The following is an 18,669-nucleotide window of genomic DNA, read 5'->3' as shown; positions in this document are numbered from 1 at the left end:
GTGAAATCGGGCTGCCGACGGTGCCGGGCGGCTAGCGGGGGACCTCCAAAACCAGCACAAAATCAGGGTTCTGACCGTTGCTCAGCGCCCAGAGCCGCCCGTCCGGAGCCAGTGCAACGTCACGGATCCGGCCGTACTCGCGTGTGAAATAGGCCACAGGATCGCCCGCGAACTCCCCGCGCAGCGGAACCCTCCAGATCCGTTGGCCGCGGAGCGCGCCCAGGTAGGCCGTGTCGCCGATGATTTCAAGCCCGCTGGGCGAGGAGTCCGCCGTCGAAGGCCACACCACTTTCGCGTCGCGGAACCCCGTGCGGTGCGGGGCGCCGGTCACCTCCGGCCAGCCGTAGTTTCCGCCGGGCACAATCAGGTTCAGTTCATCGTTGACGTCCGGGCCGAATTCGCTGGCCCACAGCCGTCCGGCGCTGTCCCAGTCGAGCCCCTGGACGTTGCGGTGCCCGAGGCTGTACACGGGGTTGTCGCCGAACGGATTGCCGGGTGCGGGCTTCCCCTCGGGGGTCAGGCGGAGGATCTTGCCGCCCAGGGCGTTGCGGTCCTGGGGATCGCCGCTGCGCCGGGCATCGCCGGTGCCGACGTACAGGTAGCCGTCCGGTCCGAAACGGATGCGCCCCCCGTTGTGCGTTCCCGCCTTGGGGATCCCGGAAAAGACCGGCTCCGGAGCGCCGAGGTCGGGGCGGCCGTCGGCGCCGAGACGGAAGCGGGCGATCCGGTTGTCCGCCTCTGCGGTGAAGTAGGTGTAGAGATACCGGGCCGTCCCGGCGTCGGGGGACAGGGCCAGTCCCAGCAGCCCGCCTTCGCCGCCGGGGACGACGCCGGGCACCTTGCCCACCGTGGTGGCGGGGCCGTTGCCACCCGGTGGCAACGACTTCAGCAGTGCGCTGTCCCGCTCAGAAATAAGGGCAGTGCCGTCCGGCAGGAACACCGTTGACCAGGGCAGCGTCAGCCCCGCATTGATCCGGGCGGCGACCCGCGGCGCCGCCGGAGCGGACGGGCTGCTGCCGGGCGGGCTGCTGGCAGCGCCGCCGGTTGCCACCGGCGCGGACTGGCTGCCGGGCGATTCTGTGCCGACGGGTGGGCTGCCGGCCGAAGGGGGAGCGGCCGGGGTGCCGGTGCAGCCTGCCGCGGCCAGGGACACCGCCGCCACTGCCGCCGCCAGGACGGAGCGCCGTGACGACCGCGGGGACATGGCTACAGCCGTGAACGGCGCGGCGGCCGGAAACCCGCCGCCTCGGCGTGGGCCGCGGAAAGGAACCAGACTTCGGCACGGGTTTCCTCATACGAGGGGCTGGTCTCGTCGTGGTAAATCATCGACGAGGCGTTCCCCTTGACGGTGAAGCCCTCCGGGCCGCTCCCGTCCGGGGCCGGTGCCGCCGACCCTTCTCCGTATGGCTGCTCCACGGCCAGGTGCCCGGCAGGTGCCGCGGCGTGGCTGGCCGCGCCCTCGGTGAGGGCTGCCGAGGAGGCCGCCTGCGCCGTTTCGATGTCAGCAGCCTCAGCGGCCGCGGATTCCGCGCCGGGAAGGGTGGGGGCGTGCGGCTCGGTGTATTCGGCGTGGTGTACGCGGGGCGTTTCGGCCGGCTGCTGCTCTGGTGCGGCTGCCGCTGCGGCTGCCGTGGCGCCCGCTGCGCCCGCTCCGGCGGCGGGGCTTTCCGCGGTCCCGGACGCCTCGCCGTGGGCGTGGTGGTCGTCGTGGGCGACGTGTGCCCCGTGGGCGCCATGGGAAAGGTCGTGGTGCGGGGCGTGCTCCCCGGCCGGCGGTGTCTCCGACCACTGCGTCTCCCATTCGGCGCCGCCAGCGGCTGCCCCCGCGGTGGCGGAACCGGCAGCGGTGCGGTCGACGTCGGAGTCCCCTGCAGGTGCGCTCCCGACGGCGGTGCGATCGGCATCGGCGGCCTCTGCAGCTCTGCCCTCTGCGTCAGCGCCCCGGGCCGGCGCGCTCACGGCCGCGGCGTCGTCGGCGGTGGTGGGCGGCACCGGCTCGGCGTTGCCGAATCCGGCGGCGGACGGCATCCCCGTGGTGGCGGCAGCGGCGGCCGACGCGGCGGCGGTCCCGCCGGACAGCGCGCCGTCGTGGCTTTCCCGGCCCTCCGCAGCCTGCCGGGAGGTGTCGGTTCCGGCCCCCGTGGATGGCGAGGCCCCAGCGCCATTGCGGGCATTGTTGCGGTTCAGCAGCCACCACACGACGCCGACAATCGCCACAATGACGATGAGCCAGGTAATCCAATCCATAGCCGAATCCTTCTGTCCAGGCGGCAGGGTTGCCGTTGCTCGACGTTACGTCCGGCCCGACGCGGCTGTCCAGCGTTCCCGCCGCAGCGCCGTGTAGCCTCGCTGGATGGATTTCAAGAGACTCCGCATTCTCCGCGAGCTGGCCGATCGCGGCACCGTGGGCGCTACGGCGGAGGCGATGCGGGTGACACCGTCGGCAGTCTCGCAACAGCTCAAGACCCTGCAGGACGAGCTCGGTGTGGTCCTTGTCGAGAAGTCGGGCAGGGGAGTGCGGCTGACAGAGGCGGGGCTGGCCATGGCCGGTGCGGCGGCGGAGGTCTCCACCGCGATGGCCCGGGCCGAGGCCACTATCGACACCTACCGGCTCGGCTGGCAGACCCAGGTCAAGGCGGCCTTCTTTCCGAGTGCCGCGGAGATGTTCCTGCCGGGTCTGCTGCACCGGGTGAAGGAGATCGACGGGCTCCGGTTCGAGGCGCACTTCGAGGATCCCGGGGTCGCCGGGTTTGCCGCCTTGGCCGCGGACTATGACATTGTGCTGGCCCACAGCGTCGACGGGCCCGAAGTTTTCGCCCGCCAGGGCCTCCAGGTGATTCCGCTGCTGGACGAACCGCTGGACGTGGCCGTGCCGGCCCGCCACGCTCTGGCCGGAAAGGCGACGCTCAGCGCCCAGGACGTCGTCGGATTCCCCTGGATGGGGGTGCCCGACGGTTTCCCCTTCGACACCGTGCTGCGCCAGATAGAGATGCAGGCTGATTCCCCGGCCGTGCGGGCGCAGCTCTTCCCGGACCTGCGCGTCCTGGAGGCCCTGGTCAGCGCCGGGCACGGGCTCAGCCTGTTGCCGCGCTACACCGCCCTGAAGAACCAGGGAAATGGGTTCGTGCTGCGCCCGCTCACCGGCGTCAAGGCCAGCCGCAGCATCGTGGCGCTTGCGCGTCCGGAGGCCGCTGCCCGGACCACCATCCAGCGGGTACTCTCGATGCTCAAAGCGGAGGCCCAGGCGGTGGCCGAGGCACCGGAACTGCGTTATGCGGCTCACGGAAACTGAGCCCAACCCCGCTCAGGGTCCAAGAGGTGAGACGCATGTCCACTATTTGGGCGAAATATTCCCGGTTTTGGGCTTAATGAGCCTGTCCGGCTCGTTGCTGCAGACGGCGGAGCCCTAGACTTTGAGCCATGAGTGAGGACAACCAAACAGCGACAGAAACCAAGCCGGACATCAAACCCCGCAGCCGGGTCGTTACCGACGGAATCCACGCGGCTCCCGCGCGCGGCATGTTCCGGGCGGTCGGCATGGGCGACGACGACTTCGCCAAGCCCCAGGTCGGCGTGGCAAGTTCATGGAATGAAATCACTCCCTGCAACCTGTCGCTGAACCGCCTGGCCCAGGGCGCCAAGGAAGGCGTCTTTGCCGGCGGCGGGTTCCCGATGCAGTTCGGCACCATCTCCGTTTCCGACGGCATCTCCATGGGCCACGAAGGCATGCACTTCTCCCTGGTGTCCCGCGAAGTCATTGCGGACTCGGTGGAGACCGTGATGCAGGCCGAGCGGATCGACGGCTCCGTGCTGCTGGCCGGCTGCGACAAGTCCCTGCCCGGCATGCTGATGGCAGCCGCCCGCCTGGACCTCTCCAGCGTCTTCCTCTACGCCGGCTCCATCATGCCCGGCTGGGTCAAGCTCGAAGACGGCTCGGAGAAGGAAGTCACCCTGATTGACGCCTTCGAGGCCGTGGGCGCCTGCGCTGCCGGCAAGATGAGCATGGAAGACCTGACCCGCATCGAAAAGGCAATCTGCCCGGGCGAAGGCGCCTGCGGCGGCATGTACACCGCCAACACCATGGCCTGCATCGGCGAGGCCCTGGGCATGTCCCTCCCGGGTTCCGCCGCCCCGCCCTCGGCCGACCGCCGCCGCGACATGTTCGCGCACAAGTCCGGCGAGGCCGTCGTCAACCTGCTGCGCCTGGGCATCACCGCCCGGGACATCATGACGAAGAAGGCCTTCGAGAATGCCATCGCCGTCACCATGGCCTTCGGCGGCTCCACCAACGCCGTGCTGCACCTGCTCGCCATCGCCCGCGAAGCCGAGGTGGAGCTGACCCTGGACGACTTCAACCGCATCGGCGACAGGATCCCGCACCTGGGCGACCTCAAGCCGTTCGGCCGCTACGTGATGACCGACGTCGACAAGATCGGCGGCGTCCCGGTCATCATGAAGGCCCTGCTCGACGCCGGGCTGCTGCACGGCGACTGCCTCACCGTCACCGGCAAGACCGTGGCCGAGAACCTCGCCTCGATCAACCCGCCGGACCCGGACGGCAAGGTGCTCCGCGCCATGGACAACCCGATCCACAAGACCGGCGGCATCACCATCCTGCACGGCTCGATGGCCCCGGAGGGCGCCGTCGTGAAGAGCGCCGGCTTTGACGCCGACGTCTTCGAGGGCACCGCCCGCGTCTTCGAACGCGAGCAGGGCGCCCTGGACGCGCTGGACAAGGGACAGATCAAGGCCGGCGACGTCGTCGTCATCCGCTACGAAGGCCCCAAGGGCGGTCCGGGCATGCGCGAAATGCTCGCCATCACCGGCGCCATCAAGGGTGCGGGCCTGGGCAAGGATGTCCTGCTGCTGACGGACGGCCGCTTCTCCGGCGGGACCACCGGCCTGTGCATCGGCCACGTCGCACCGGAAGCGGTCGACGGCGGCCCGATCGCGTTCGTCAAAGACGGCGACCGGATCCGCGTCGACATTGCCGCCCGCACCTTCGACCTGTTGGTCGACGAGGCCGAGCTCGAGGCGCGCAAGGTGGGCTGGGAGCCGCTGCCGGCGAAGTTCACCAAGGGCGTGCTCGCCAAGTACGCCAAGCTCGTGCACAGCGCCTCCACGGGCGCCTACTGCGGGTAATACCTTCCCCAAGGACGCAGCGCGAGCGCCGCGTCCTTGGGGCCCCTCGGTATTCCCCTTATTAAGCCCTGCCGCTGAACGCCGCAGGGTCACCAAGGGAAAGCAGGGGTTCAAACAGTGGACAACGAAGTCCACATCGTGAGACAGGACGCAGGCTCGTTGACACCTGTCTCAGTAAGAGGGAAAACTGAACGCATGATCGAGATCGTTACCGTCGGCGGCGTCGTCGTACTTACCAAGCGCGTGGCTCCATAGCCTCCACTGGTAACGAACCGTCACGCGCAAACCCCTCGAAGAGCCGCCAGGCTGAGGGGTTTTTTTATTTCCGCACCACCACGCAACACCCGCAGTACCCAGATCGCCGAAGATCCACCCGCAGATCCACCAAAGGAAGAGTCCGATGAGCAAAGGATCGCCGATCAGCCCCTCGCTGATGGCCACAAAGTCCGCTGGAGCCCACAAGGCTCCGGAACGCCTCGAACGCCCGGCCGACGCCGGCGTCGAGCATGCTGCTGCCTCTCCCGTCCTTGGGCCGAACAACGTCGTACCCCCGACGGTGATGACCGGCTCGCAAGCAATCGTCCGCGCGCTCGAAGAACTCGGCGTGCAGGACATTTTCGGTCTTCCCGGTGGCGCGATCCTGCCCACCTATGACCCCTTGATGGCCTCCAAACTGAACCACATTCTGGTCCGCCACGAACAGGGAGCCGGCCACGCCGCGCAAGGCTATGCCATGGTCACCGGACGGGTTGGCGTCTGCATCGCCACTTCGGGCCCCGGTGCCACCAACCTCGTTACCGCCATCATGGACGCCCACATGGACTCCGTGCCGATGGTGGCCATCACCGGCCAGGTCTCCAGCGGAGTCATTGGCACCGATGCGTTCCAGGAAGCGGACATCGTCGGCATCACCATGCCGATCACCAAGCATTCCTTCCTGGTCACCGACCCCAACGACATCCCGCACGTGATGGCCGAGGCGTTCCACCTCGCCTCGACCGGGCGCCCCGGCCCCGTCCTCGTGGACGTTGCCAAGGATGCCCAGCAGGGCCAGATGACCTTCTCCTGGCCGCCCAAGATCGACCTGCCCGGCTACCGGCCGGTGGTCCGCGGCCACAGCAAGCAAGTCCGTGAGGCCGCCCGGCTGATCGCGGCTGCCAGCAAGCCGGTGCTGTATGTTGGCGGCGGCGTGGTCAAGGCCCACGCGTCCGCGGAACTGCGGGAACTGGCAGAGCTCTCCGGCGCGCCCGTGGTCACCACGCTGATGGCCCGGGGCGTTTTCCCGGACTCGCACCCGCAGCACGTCGGCATGCCGGGCATGCACGGGACGGTGTCCGCCGTGACCGCGCTGCAGCAGTCCGACCTGCTGATCACGCTCGGCGCGCGTTTCGATGACCGGGTCACCGGCATCCTGAAATCCTTCGCCCCGAACGCCAAGGTCATTCACGCGGACATCGACCCGGCGGAAATCTCCAAGAACCGCACGGCCGACGTGCCGATCGTGGGCTCGGTCAAGGAAATCATCCCGGAACTGACCGACGCGCTGCGCCTGCAGTTCGAAGCCTCCGGAACCCCGGACCTCACCAACTGGTGGGCCTTCCTGAACAACCTCAAGGAGACCTACCCGCTGGGCTGGACCGAACCCGAGGACGGCCTCAGCGCGCCGCAGCGGGTGATTGAACGGATCGGTGCGCTCACCGGACCCGAGGGCGTCTACGTCGCCGGCGTCGGCCAGCACCAGATGTGGGCCTCGCAGTTCATCAAGTACGAACGCCCGCACGCCTGGCTGAACTCCGGCGGCGCCGGCACCATGGGCTACGCCGTTCCGGCCGCCATGGGCGCCAAGGTCGGGGAGCCGGACCGGGTGGTCTGGGCGATCGACGGCGACGGCTGCTTCCAGATGACCAACCAGGAGCTGGCCACCTGTGCGATCAACAAGATCCCGATCAAGGTCGCGGTGATCAACAACTCCTCCCTCGGCATGGTGCGGCAGTGGCAGACCCTCTTCTACGAGGGCCGCTACTCCAACACCGACCTCAACACCGGCCACGACACCGTCCGGATCCCGGACTTCGTCAAGCTGGCGGACGCCTACGGCTGCGCCTCCTTCCGCTGCGAACGCGACGAGGACATCGACGCCACCATCCAGCAGGCCCTGGCAATCAACGACCGGCCCGTCGTCATCGACTTCGTCGTGAGCCCCAACTCCATGGTGTGGCCGATGGTCCCCGCCGGGGTCAGCAACGACCAGATCCAGGTTGCCCGCAACATGACCCCGGACTGGGAAGAAGAGGACTGAACATGACCCGCCACACACTCTCCGTTCTGGTCGAAGACAAGCCCGGTGTGCTGACCCGCGTCGCCAGCCTCTTCGCCCGCCGCGCCTTCAACATCAACTCCCTGGCCGTCGGCCCGACCGAGGTTCCGGGCATCTCCCGGATGACGGTCGTCGTCGACGCCGACGGCGAGCTGATCGAACAGGTCACCAAGCAGCTGAACAAGCTGATCAACGTGATCAAGATCGTCGAGCTCACCCCCGAATCTTCCGTACAGCGCGACCACATCCTGGTCAAGGTACGTGCGGATGCCGCAACCCGGCTGCAGGTCACCCAGGCGGCCGACCTGTTCCGCGCTTCAGTGGTCGACGTCTCCACCGAGTCGGTCGTCATTGAGGCCACGGGCCACCCCGACAAGCTCACGGCACTGCTTTCGGTGCTGGAGCCCTTCGGCGTCCGCGAAATCGTGCAGTCCGGCACCCTGGCCGTCGGCCGCGGGTCCCGTTCCATGAGCGACCGGGCCCTCCGCTCCGCCTAAAAGGCGCGCCGGGCCCGCAGCACCACCAGCACCACCTCCGATTTTCCCCAGACAACACCAAAGAATCCATCAAAGGAGACACCCCAGTGACTGAAATGTTCTACGACGACGACGCCGACCTGTCGATCATCCAGGGCCGCACCGTCGCCGTCATCGGTTACGGCTCCCAGGGCCACGCCCACGCCCTCAGCCTGCGCGATTCCGGTGTTGACGTCCGCGTCGGCCTGAAGGAAGACTCCAAGTCCCGCGCCAAGGCCGAGGCCGAGGGCCTGCGTGTCCTCAACGTCGCCGACGCCACCGCCGAGGCCGACCTGATCATGATCCTCACCCCGGATCAGGTCCAGCGCCACGTCTACGCCGAGGACATTGCCCCGAACCTGCAGGCCGGCGACGCCCTGTTCTTCGGCCACGGCTTCAACATCCGCTACGGCTACATCCAGCCGCCGGCCGACGTCGACGTCGCCCTGGTCGCCCCCAAGGGCCCGGGCCACATTGTGCGCCGCGAGTTCGAAGCCGGCCGCGGCGTGCCGGACCTGATCGCCGTCGAGCAGAACGCGTCCGGCAAGGCCAAGGAACTGGCCCTGTCCTACGCCAAGGCGATTGGCGGCACCCGCGCCGGCGTCATCGAAACCACCTTCACCGAAGAAACCGAAACCGACCTCTTCGGCGAGCAGGCAGTCCTCTGCGGCGGCGCCTCGCAGCTGATCATGTACGGCTTCGAGACCCTGACCGAGGCCGGCTACAAGCCCGAGGTTGCCTACTTCGAGGTGCTGCACGAGCTCAAGCTGATCGTCGACCTGATGGTCGAGGGCGGCATCGCCAAGCAGCGCTGGAGCGTCTCGGACACCGCGGAATACGGCGACTACGTCTCCGGCCCGCGCGTCATCACCCCCGAGGTGAAGGAAAACATGAAGGCAGTCCTGAAGGACATCCAGGACGGCACCTTCGCCAAGCGCTTCATCGACGACCAGGACGCCGGAGCCCCCGAGTTCAAGGCCCTGCGCAAGAAGGGTGAGGACCACCCGATCGAGGCCACCGGCCGCGAACTGCGCAAGCTCTTCTCCTGGATCAAGAACGAAGACGACTACACCGAAGGATCAGTAGCCCGCTAGGCACTGACCGGCAGGGGAGCCGGACACCAACACTGGGGTCCGGCTTCCCTGCTGTGAAGCACCACCCGCACCACTGTTCACCACCCAACGTTTCACCAAAATCCCCACCTGATATACAAGAGAGCTAAAGAGGTCACCGGTGACAAGCACCAAACCTGTCGTACTCCTCGCTGAGGAACTTTCGCCCGCCACGATCGAGGCCCTCGGCCCGGACTTCGAAATCCGCCAGACTGACGGCGCCGACCGTTCCCAGCTGCTCTCCGCGATCGCCGACGTCGACGCGATCCTGATCCGCTCCGCCACCCAGGTGGACGCCGAGGCCATCGCCGCGGCCAAGAACCTCAAGGTGATCGCCCGCGCCGGCGTGGGCCTGGACAACGTTGACATCAAGTCCGCCACGCAGGCCGGCGTGATGGTGGTCAACGCCCCGACGTCGAACATCGTTTCCGCCGCCGAACTCACCGTCGGCCACATCCTCAGCCTCGCCCGCCACATCCCGCAGGCCTCGGCCGCGCTCAAGGACGGCGAGTGGAAGCGCTCCAAGTACACCGGCACCGAACTGTTCGAGAAGAAAATCGGCATCATCGGCCTCGGCCGGATCGGTGCCCTCGTCGCTGCCCGGCTGAAGGGCTTCGACACCAAGATCCTGGCGTACGACCCCTACATCACCTCCGCCCGCGCCGCCCAGCTCGGTGTGCAGCTGGTGACCCTGGATGAACTCCTGGCCCAGTCGGACTTCATCACCATCCACATGCCCAAGACCCCCGAGACCGTCGGCATGCTCGGAGCCGAGGCCTTCAAGAAGATGAAGAGCACCGCCTACGTCGTCAACGTCGCCCGAGGTGGCCTGGTGGACGAGGAAGCCCTCTACACCGCGCTGGAGTCCGGCGAGATCGCCGGCGCCGGCGTCGACGTGTTCGTCAAGGAACCCAGCACCGACCTGCCGTTCTTCAAGCTGGACAACGTCGTGGTGACCCCGCACCTGGGCGCCTCCACCGACGAAGCGCAGGAAAAGGCCGGCGTCTCCGTCGCCAAGTCCGTCCGCCAGGCCCTGGCCGGCGAACTCGTGCCCGACGCCGTGAACGTCGCCGGCGGCGTCATCGCCCCGGACGTGCGTCCCGGCATCCCGCTGATCGAGAAACTGGGCCGGATCTTCACCGCGATGACCCACGCCTCGCTGACGCAGTTCGACGTCGAGGTGGCCGGCGAGATTTCCTCGCTGGATGTCAAGGTGCTCGAACTCGCCGCCCTCAAGGGCATCTTCGCCGACGTCGTGACCGAGCAGGTCTCCTACGTCAACGCCCCGGTGATCGCCGAGCAGCGCGGCATCAACGTCCGGCTCATCACCACCCCGGACACGGAGTCGTACCGCAACGTCCTGACCCTGCGCGGGGCGCTGAGCGACGGCAGCCAGATCTCGGTGGCCGGAACCCTGACCGGGCCCAAGCAGATCCAGAAGCTGGTCGGAATCAACGGCTTCGAGGTAGAAATCCCGATCAGCGAGCACCTCGTGGTGGTCGCCTACTCGGACCGCCCCGGCGTGATCGGCACCATCGGCCACATCCTGGGCATGAACAACATCAACATCGCCGGCATGCAGGTGGCACGCCAGGCCGAGGGGGGCCAGGTGCTCGCGCTGCTGACCATCGACAGCTCCGTGCCGCAGCAGGTCCTGGAAGCGATCAAGGCCGGAATCGGCGCCGAAATGGTCCGGGAAGTCGACCTCGAGGACTAAGTCCCCAGCGTGGCAGCCTGCGGCGGCAACACCGCCGCAGGCGGCCATGAATGAGCGGCCGGTCTGCGTACAATGGCTAGGTCCGAATTTCGGATTTGGCCGGCAGACCGGCCTTTACTTTTGCACGTCCGGCCGGGACGCCTTCATTTCCGCGCGGAATGAACTGCGGCGTGCGCACGCAATCCAGCTTTCAGGAGCCCAATGAACGCCGTCCAGAGGTTCATCAGAAGCAGAGTGCTTTTGCTGACCGCGTCCATTTTGATCGTGGCCATGTGCCTGTCCGTCCTGGTCCAGGGCCAGTCGCAGGCCGCGCTGAACCGCACCGTCGACCAGAACTCCCGCGGGCTCTATGACATCCTCGTCCAGGCCAAGGCGGACGACAACGGCGGCCTGATGCAGCCCGAGATCGCCACCGGCCAGGGCGGCATCAGCTTCGACCAGCTGGATTCCATCCGCAAGCTTTCCGGCACCTCCGTCGCGGCCCCGATCAGCCTGGTCTCGCGGGTCTCGCAGAACCTCGAGTCGCCGCGCCTGGACGCCACCGACTACCTCGGCTACAACGCCGGCCTTGCCGGCACCGCCGGTGACCCCAGCGCGACCGACCCCGCCAAGTGGCCCGCCGCCGAGTCCGTCCTGAGCGACACCGCCAAGAAGTACCGCCTCACCGCCAGCGCCGTGAGCTCGGACGGCAAGTCCGAACAGACCCTCTTCAAGACCAGCGCCGAAGGCTCCGTCGGCAAGGCCAAGCTCGTCGAAGAGGAAGTCGCCGGCGGCAAGAACGTCCGGATCGCAGGCCCGGACGGGGAAACCGGGATCAAGTTCCCCGCCCCGGCCGGCGGCTCCGAGCACAACCTCTTCAACCTCTCCGTGTCGCTGCCGCTGGCCCCGCAGGTGACCGAGTCCGTCGTCGCCGTCGACCCGGTCTCCGAACGCGCGCTCCTGGGCGGCGCCGGCGACTTCCTCGCACCGCTGGAGAAGGCACCTCCCGCCGACGCCCGGAACGCCGGCGCGATCGGCCGCCACTTCGAGAGCCTCTTCACCAACGGCATCAGCATGGAGCAGCTCAAGGAGGGCCCCGACTTCCTGGGCGTCAAGCTCAAGTACTGGGCGCCGCTGATGACGCAGTACCAGCAGGCCAAGCGCGCCGGGCAGCTGACCGCGGATTCGCAGGCGATTCCGCTGATTGTCCGCTCCGGCACGTCCCTGGACCTCAAGTACTCCGTCAAGATCGAGGAAATCGACGACGCCGGCAACGTCACCAAGGACGTCGGCACCGTGACCCGCTCGCTGGACAAGGACTACCTGCCCTTCGTCTCCAAGTCCCCGTTCGCCCTGGCCTGGCCCGGGTCCAAGGACCTCTCCAAGTTGCTGGGGGACACCGGCAGCTTCGGCCAGGGCCTGTACAACCCCGCAACCTGGAGCACCGACTTCGCCGCCGCCCCCAAGTACAAGGACGGCAAAACCGCCGGCAACGGCGCCGTCGATAAGTCCGCGGTCCCCGGCGACTGGGTCACCGTGAACCGGCTGCCGGAGAAGGGCGCCAACGACGCCCCGGTGGACCAGACCCAGCGCACCCCGGTGGACGAGCGGTCCTACCGGGACAACCTCGCCACTGGTAAGAAGCCGGCCACGCCGCTCGCCATGGTCTACGGCACGTTCGATCCCGCCAAGGTCCAGGAAGCAGCCGGTGACGTCAACCGCCTGCCGCTCGGCGGCTACGACCCCACTCCGATCACCCTCACCAAGGACGCCGACGGCAAGGACGTCGGGCCCACCACGCTCAGGCCCTCGCTCAGCGGCACCGGCCTGGTCAGCCAGTCGGCCGGCGCCATCACCGACTACTACGGCCTGGCCGCCGCCCGCGGCTACGAGAAGAACGCCTCCGTGATCGACGCCGTGCGCGTCCGCGCCAACGTCGAGGGCAGCTGGAAGCAGGCCCAGCCCGAGGTCGAGAAGCTCGCCAACGAGATCCGCGACATGGGCCTGCAGGCCACCGTGGTGGCCGGTTCGGCCCGCGAAGACGCCAGCATTTTTGTGCCCGGCTACTCGAAGGACGACGCCGGCAAGGAGTCGCCGCTGGGCACCGTGCAGCAGTCGTGGGTCCGCCAGGACGCCGCCGACGCGGTCTCCGGCTCCCTGACCGGCACCAACCTGACCCTGCTCTTCCTGACCCTGTGCGGGGCGGCCCTGCTCACCGGAGCCTCCACGGTCAGCTACGTCCGCAAGCGCCGCCGCGAGGCCGGAACGCTGCGGGCAATGGGCTGGACGCAGCGCAAGATCCGCTCCTGGGTGCTCGCCGAGTTCGGCGTCGGCGCCGCCTTGCTGGCCGTCGCCGGCATCGCCCTGAGCCTGATCAGCTGGAACCCGGCCACCGCGGTGGTCTCCGCCTCGGTGCTGGTCCTGTACTGCGGGGCAGCGTTCTTCGCGGCCCAGCAGCTGCGGCACCGCGAGGTCATCGACCAGGAGCCGCAGCACGATGAGCGGCTCATCCCGGTCGACTCGCCGCTGACCTTCGCCAGCCGGCAGCTGAGCACGAACAAGTTCAACACCGGGTCGCTGGCCGTCGCCGTCGGCGTCTTCGGCGCCGCGGTGGGCGGGCTCGCCGCCCTGCTGATCGACATTCCCCGCGCCGCCGGCGCCAGCGCCCTCAGCGGCGTCGCAGCGGCCAGCATCGCGCTGCCGAGCATCATCCTGGGCGTCTCCGGGGTGGCCGTGGGCCTGCTGCTGACCATGGTCACCGGCCGCTTCGAGCTGGGCGCCAAACGCCAGTACCTCGGCATCCTGCAGGCCATGGGCTGGAACCCGGACATGCTGGGCCAGGTCCGCTTCTTCGAAAACGCCATGGTGGGAGCCATCGCACTGCCGCTGGGTGTCATTGGCGCCCTGGCCATTGGTTTGCTCCTCGCCCCCTACGCCGCACTCTGGGCCGGAATCGCCGGACTCGTGGCTGTACTCTGCTGGATTCCGATTGCAACGAAAGTGGTCCAATGACTAACGAGCTGAACCTGACCAGGGCGGCCCGGAACCGGATGCCGGAGAGCACCGGGAACGGCGGCCACCAGACCCGCGCCAACACGATCGTGAAGGCCACGGACCACGCCACGCCGCTGGAACTGAGCAACATCACCATCCACTACGGCGGCGGCAAGGGCGGCGCCGAGGCGGTCAACGTCGTCGACGACTTCAACATGACGCTGCACGCCGGCGAAATGCACTGCGTCGCCGGCCGCTCCGGCTCCGGCAAGACCAGCATCCTGACCGTCGGCGCGGGCCTGACCCTGCCGACGTCGGGCCGGGTGTTCTGGGAAGGCGACTCGCTCGAAACGATGAGCGACGACGAAATCGCGGACCGCCGCCGGGCGCTGATCGGCTACGTCGACCAGGGCGGTGCCCTGATCGACGGGATGAGCGCGCTCGAGAACGTGCTGCTCCCTGCCGTGCCCGACGGCGAGGTCGAACAGCGCCGCGACATGGCCAAGGACCTGCTGGACCTCGTCGGCCTGGGCCGGCGCATGCGGCACCGCCCTGCCCAGCTCTCCGGCGGCGAACGCCAGCGCGTTGCAATCGCCCGGGCCCTGATCCTCGGCACCCGCGTGCTGGTGGTCGACGAGCCCACCGCGAGCCTGGACCGCACCTCGGCCAACCGCATCATCAGCATCCTCAAGGACACGACGTCGGACGGCATCGCCGTCCTGGTCGCTTCACACGACCACGAACTCGTCCGCCAGAGCGATACCCTGACCGAACTGATCTAGGTTAATAACGTGACGCTTTCCGAAAAAACCCCGTTCTACATCACCACGGCCATCAGCTACCCCAACGGCGTGCCGCACATCGGGCACGCCTACGAGGTCATCGCCACCGACGCCATGGCGCGGTTCAAGCGGCTGGACGGCTACGACGTCTTCTTTATGACCGGCACCGACGAGCACGGCCTGAAGATGCAGCAGACGGCGGAAAAGGAAGGCATCCCGGTCAAGGAACTCGCCGACCGCAACTCGGCCGCGTTCCGGCAGATGAGCGATGACCTGGGCATCTCGCTCAGCCGCTTCATCCGCACCACGGACCCGGACCACTACGAGGCGGCCAAGGCGCTCTGGCAGCGGATGGAAGCCAACGGAGACATCTACCTGTCCAAGTACGCCGGCTGGTACTCGGTCCGCGACGAGCGCTACTTCGTCGAAGACGAGACCGAGGTCCGCGAGGACGGCAACCGCTACGCCGCCGAAACCGGCACCGAGGTGACCTGGACGGAGGAGGAGAGCTACTTCTTCAAGCTCTCGGCCTACCAGGACCGGCTGCTGGCACTGTACGCGGACCAGCCCGACTTCGGCGCCCCGCACAGCCGCTTCAACGAGGTCATCAGCTTCGTCAAGGGCGGCCTCGAGGACCTCTCGATCAGCCGCACCTCCTTCAATTGGGGAGTGCCGGTCCCGGGCAACCCGGACCACGTGATGTACGTCTGGGTGGACGCGCTGACCAACTACCTGACCGGCGTCGGTTTCCCGGACACGGACTCGGAGAGCTTCCGGAAGTATTGGCCCGCGGACGTCCACGTGATCGGCAAGGACATCTCCCGGTTCCACGCGGTGTACTGGCCGGCGTTCCTGATGTCCGCCGGGCTGGAACTGCCCAAGCGCGTGATGATCCACGGCCACCTGCACAATCAGGGCATCAAGATGTCCAAGTCGCTGGGCAACGTGGTGGCGCCGGCCGACTGGGTGGCGCAGTACGGGCTGGACCAGGTCCGGTTCTTCCTGCTCCGCGAGGTCCCCTTCGGCGCCGATGGCAACTACAGCCACGACGCGATCGTCGGCCGGATGAACTCGGACCTGGCGAACAACTTCGGCAACCTCGCACAGCGGTCGCTGTCCATGGTCGCCAAAAACTGCGAGGGCCGCGTCCCGGTCCCGGCCGGCTTCAGCGCCGAGGACGCCGCCCTGCTGGGCCAGGCCAAGGGCCTGCTGGACATCGCCCGGGCCGCGTTCGAGAAGCAGGAGTTCAGCCGTGCGCTCGAAGCAATCTGGAGCGTGCTTGGCGACACCAACGCCTACTTCGCGGAACAGGCTCCGTGGGTGCTGCGGAAGACCGACGTCGAGCGGATGAACACCGTCCTGTACGTCACCCTCGAGGTGCTGCGGATCGTCGCCATTCTCGCCCAGCCGGTGATGCCGACGGCGGCGGCGGCGATCCTCGACACGCTGGGCCAGGCCGACGGCGACGCCCGCGACTTCGCGGCCCTGGACACGCCCATTGAGGCCGGCACGCCGCTGCCCGCCCCGGCCCCGGTGTTCCCCAAGTACGAGGAGCCCGCCGAGGCGTAGCCCCCGACTCACCACCGCCGAGGTGGCATTTCGCGCCAATGTTCCGGCCGGACATGGCCGCGAAATGCCACCTCGCGGTTGTTAAGGGTAGGCGGCGCACAGGTAGTTTCTCCTGCGGATCGGGTGGTCCGGCGCCGAAATCGGGCATCGATTACTCGGGACGAGCCGCATTGCCCCGCCATAGCGTTACAGGCGTTAGCGGTCTGATGAAACCGCTGGGGAGTAACTCATCACTCACCCTCAATGTTCCAGGCCGGGGCCCCGCACCCGGTCGCCGAAGTTACTCCGCGTGGTCCCGTCAGGTCGAAAGTCGACTCGTGATGGAGCAACCAATAATGAGACGAACTATCGCAACAATGGGGATTTTAGGTTTGGCTCTGCTGGGAACCGCAGGCACGGCCAACGCAGCCGCCGTGGGGACCCACGGTGCCAGCCAGGACGGGACAGTGGAGTCCTGGCCCGGGAAGGGCGGGCCGGCCCAGACTCCGGGGTCCGGCCAGCAAGGCACCCCGGGCTCGCCGGATACCTCGGGTAATCCGGACACCTCCTCGACGCCGGACACTTCTGATAAGCCGGACGCGCTGCCGGGTCCCGTGACCATCCCGCCTGTCGGACCGGATAACTCCGGGACGCCGGACACTTCTGATAAGCCGGACCCGCTGCCGGGCCCGGTGACGATCCCGCCTGCCGGGGCGGGCACGCCTGACACCTCGGACGCGCCGGATAACTCCGGGACGCCGGAGAGTCCGACCGGCCCGGTGACCAACCCGCCGGCCAACGGTGGAACACCGGACACCTCCCACAAGCCGGGTGACAAGGGGGATAAGCCGGACACCTCGCACAAGCCCGGTGACAAGGGGGATAAGCCGGACAACTCCCACAAGCCCGGTGACAAGGGGGATAAGCCGGACAACTCCCACAAGCCCGGTGACAAGGGGGATAAGCCGGACAACTCCCACAAGCCAGGTGACAAGGGGGATAAGCCGGACAACTCCCACAAGCCCGGTGACAAGGGCGACAAGGGCGACCACGCCGGTTGGCCCGACAAGGGCGATCATGGCGACAAGGGCGACCATGGCGACCATGGCGACCACGCCAACTGGCCCGGCAGGGACGATAAATGCGAGGCCGACGGTCACGGCGACCGTGGCGACAAGGGCGACCGCGCCGGCTGGCCGGGCAAGTGGGACAGGGGCGACGGTGGCGACAAGGGCGACCGCGCCGGCTGGCCGGGCAAGTGGGACAAGGGCGACCGCGGCGACAAGGGCGACCATGGCGACAAGGGCGACCATGGCGACAAGGGCGACCATGGAGACAGGGGCGACCGCGCCGACTGGCCGAACAAATGGGACAAGGGCGACAAGGGACATCACCACGGTGATGACTGCGACTGGCCGGGCAAGTGGGACAAGGACGAATGTGAGGACCCACCGGCGCACGAGCCTAAGAACCCTCCGGTTGTGAAGCCGGCAGCTCCTCCCGCGGCCAAGCCCGTGGCGCCGCCTACCGGCGCGGCCAAGGGCGCTGCGGCTCCCGTGGTCAACATGGGCTACAACGTCCAGACGGCTGTTGAGGGCGAACCTATGACCGGGACGCCGGCCTGGCTCGCCGTCCTGACGGGACTCCTCGCCGCAGGAGCCGCTACGGCCCTGCTCCGGGGCGCTGTCCGCAGGAACGCTAACAGCTAGTAACAACGCGGGCCGGCTGCCAGTAGGCGGCCGGCCCGCACCGCTCAACCATTTGGGTAACTACGCAGCCAGGAGCTCCCATGGCCCGCCGACGCACTTCCGACCAGCCCGCCCAGGCATCCCAGCGCGGGATCGTACAGCGCGGCTGGGACAAGGCGCTGCTGGTGCTTTGCACTGTCGGCCTGCTGGCTGCCTGGCTGCTGTACGGGGCTTTTGGCGGAGCAGCCAGCGGGGGAGGAACCGCCGGACCCGTTGCTGGAGCCCCTCCCGCGGCTGCCACAACGGCCCCCGCCTCGGCGACGCCGGCACCCTCCGCCGGGCCGACGTCGGACGCTGCCCGCACCGCACCCCAGGCGGCACTGCAACGAACAGCACCGGCCGTCAACGGCCCCAAGGCTTCCGCGCCGCTGCGGATCAGCTATCCGGCAGCACGGATGGATGTGGCGGTCCATCCGCTCGAGCCCAGTGCGGATGAGGCCGCGAGCCAGAGCATTGTCCCGCCGGAGACCATGGACGGATACTGGCTGGCGCCTTTCGGTGTCCCGGGCGCGGGCTCGACCAACACGACCTACGTCGTCGGGCACAGTTGGCAGGGAGTCGACGCTCCGTTCAACCGGTTGAGCACGCAGGCCGCGGCGGGGGACAAGCTGACGGTACAGACCTCGACCGGCACCATCGGCTACAAGGTCGATTCGGTGACCACGTACGTAAAGTCCACGCTGAAGGACAGCCCCGTCTGGGCGGTGGTCCCCAACAGGCTCGTGCTCATCTCCTGCTATACCGGCGATCTCTGGGGCCAGAACGTCGTCGTGGTCGCGTCTCCGGTGACATCGGGCTAGGCAGTTCACGGATGC

The 18,669-nt window shown here is 68.0% G+C and carries 13 protein-coding genes; 11 read left to right on the top strand and 2 right to left on the bottom strand.

Annotated elements, in window-relative coordinates; translation table 11 throughout:
* Positions 1-31 precede the first annotated feature (31 nt).
* On the bottom strand, positions 32-1,204 hold the full coding sequence (locus AC1MBE_RS03280) for a PQQ-dependent sugar dehydrogenase (protein WP_479780877.1): 1,173 nt from the start codon (positions 1,202-1,204) through the stop codon (positions 32-34).
* Between the two features lie 2 nt (positions 1,205-1,206).
* Positions 1,207-2,247, bottom strand: a complete 1,041-nt coding sequence (locus AC1MBE_RS03275) for a sunset domain-containing protein (protein ID WP_479780875.1) — start codon at positions 2,245-2,247, stop codon at positions 1,207-1,209.
* Positions 2,248-2,353: 106 nt separating this feature from the next.
* Here AC1MBE_RS03275 and AC1MBE_RS03270 point away from each other — a divergent pair, with 106 nt between their 5' ends.
* From AC1MBE_RS03270 to AC1MBE_RS03220, 11 genes are all read left to right on the top strand, one after another.
* Positions 2,354-3,292, top strand: coding sequence for a LysR family transcriptional regulator (locus tag AC1MBE_RS03270; RefSeq protein WP_479780873.1), 939 nt, complete (start codon positions 2,354-2,356; stop codon positions 3,290-3,292).
* Between the two features lie 128 nt (positions 3,293-3,420).
* The gene (gene ilvD / locus AC1MBE_RS03265) at positions 3,421-5,142 is read left to right on the top strand and encodes a dihydroxy-acid dehydratase (protein ID WP_479780872.1); all 1,722 of its coding nucleotides are present in this window, start codon (positions 3,421-3,423) and stop codon (positions 5,140-5,142) included.
* A 400-nt stretch (positions 5,143-5,542) separates the two neighbouring features.
* The gene (locus AC1MBE_RS03260; protein ID WP_479780870.1) at positions 5,543-7,441 is read left to right on the top strand and encodes an acetolactate synthase large subunit; all 1,899 of its coding nucleotides are present in this window, start codon (positions 5,543-5,545) and stop codon (positions 7,439-7,441) included.
* Positions 7,442-7,443: 2 nt separating this feature from the next.
* A complete protein-coding gene (ilvN, locus tag AC1MBE_RS03255) occupies positions 7,444-7,956 on the top strand; it encodes an acetolactate synthase small subunit (protein ID WP_138768975.1) in 513 nt (170 codons plus the stop codon).
* A gap of 86 nt (positions 7,957-8,042) precedes the next feature.
* Positions 8,043-9,068 (top strand): ketol-acid reductoisomerase, encoded by a 1,026-nt coding sequence (gene ilvC / locus AC1MBE_RS03250; RefSeq protein ID WP_346960859.1) that lies wholly within the window; start codon positions 8,043-8,045, stop codon positions 9,066-9,068.
* A 139-nt stretch (positions 9,069-9,207) separates the two neighbouring features.
* Positions 9,208-10,803 (top strand): phosphoglycerate dehydrogenase, encoded by a 1,596-nt coding sequence (serA, locus tag AC1MBE_RS03245; RefSeq protein WP_479780868.1) that lies wholly within the window; start codon positions 9,208-9,210, stop codon positions 10,801-10,803.
* Between the two features lie 201 nt (positions 10,804-11,004).
* Positions 11,005-13,794 (top strand): ABC transporter permease, encoded by a 2,790-nt coding sequence (locus tag AC1MBE_RS03240; RefSeq protein WP_479780866.1) that lies wholly within the window; start codon positions 11,005-11,007, stop codon positions 13,792-13,794.
* Complete coding sequence (locus AC1MBE_RS03235) at positions 13,791-14,558, top strand: ABC transporter ATP-binding protein (RefSeq protein ID WP_479780864.1); 768 nt, start codon at positions 13,791-13,793, stop codon at positions 14,556-14,558. Before AC1MBE_RS03240 ends, AC1MBE_RS03235 begins: the two co-directional genes overlap by 4 nt.
* A 9-nt stretch (positions 14,559-14,567) precedes the next feature.
* Positions 14,568-16,127 carry a methionine--tRNA ligase gene (gene metG / locus AC1MBE_RS03230; RefSeq protein WP_479780863.1) on the top strand — a complete coding sequence of 520 codons (1,560 nt, stop codon included), beginning with the start codon at positions 14,568-14,570 and terminating at the stop codon, positions 16,125-16,127.
* 371 nt (positions 16,128-16,498) lie between these two features.
* Complete coding sequence (locus AC1MBE_RS03225) at positions 16,499-17,815, top strand: hypothetical protein (protein ID WP_479780861.1); 1,317 nt, start codon at positions 16,499-16,501, stop codon at positions 17,813-17,815.
* An 80-nt stretch (positions 17,816-17,895) separates the two neighbouring features.
* The gene (locus AC1MBE_RS03220; protein WP_479780860.1) at positions 17,896-18,654 is read left to right on the top strand and encodes a class F sortase; all 759 of its coding nucleotides are present in this window, start codon (positions 17,896-17,898) and stop codon (positions 18,652-18,654) included.
* The last annotated feature ends 15 nt before the right edge of the window (positions 18,655-18,669 follow it).

This window comes from Arthrobacter sp. BG5 (assembly GCF_056680155.1).
Note: the sequence above shows the minus strand (reverse complement) of the source record. Positions and strands in the feature narration are given on the sequence as shown.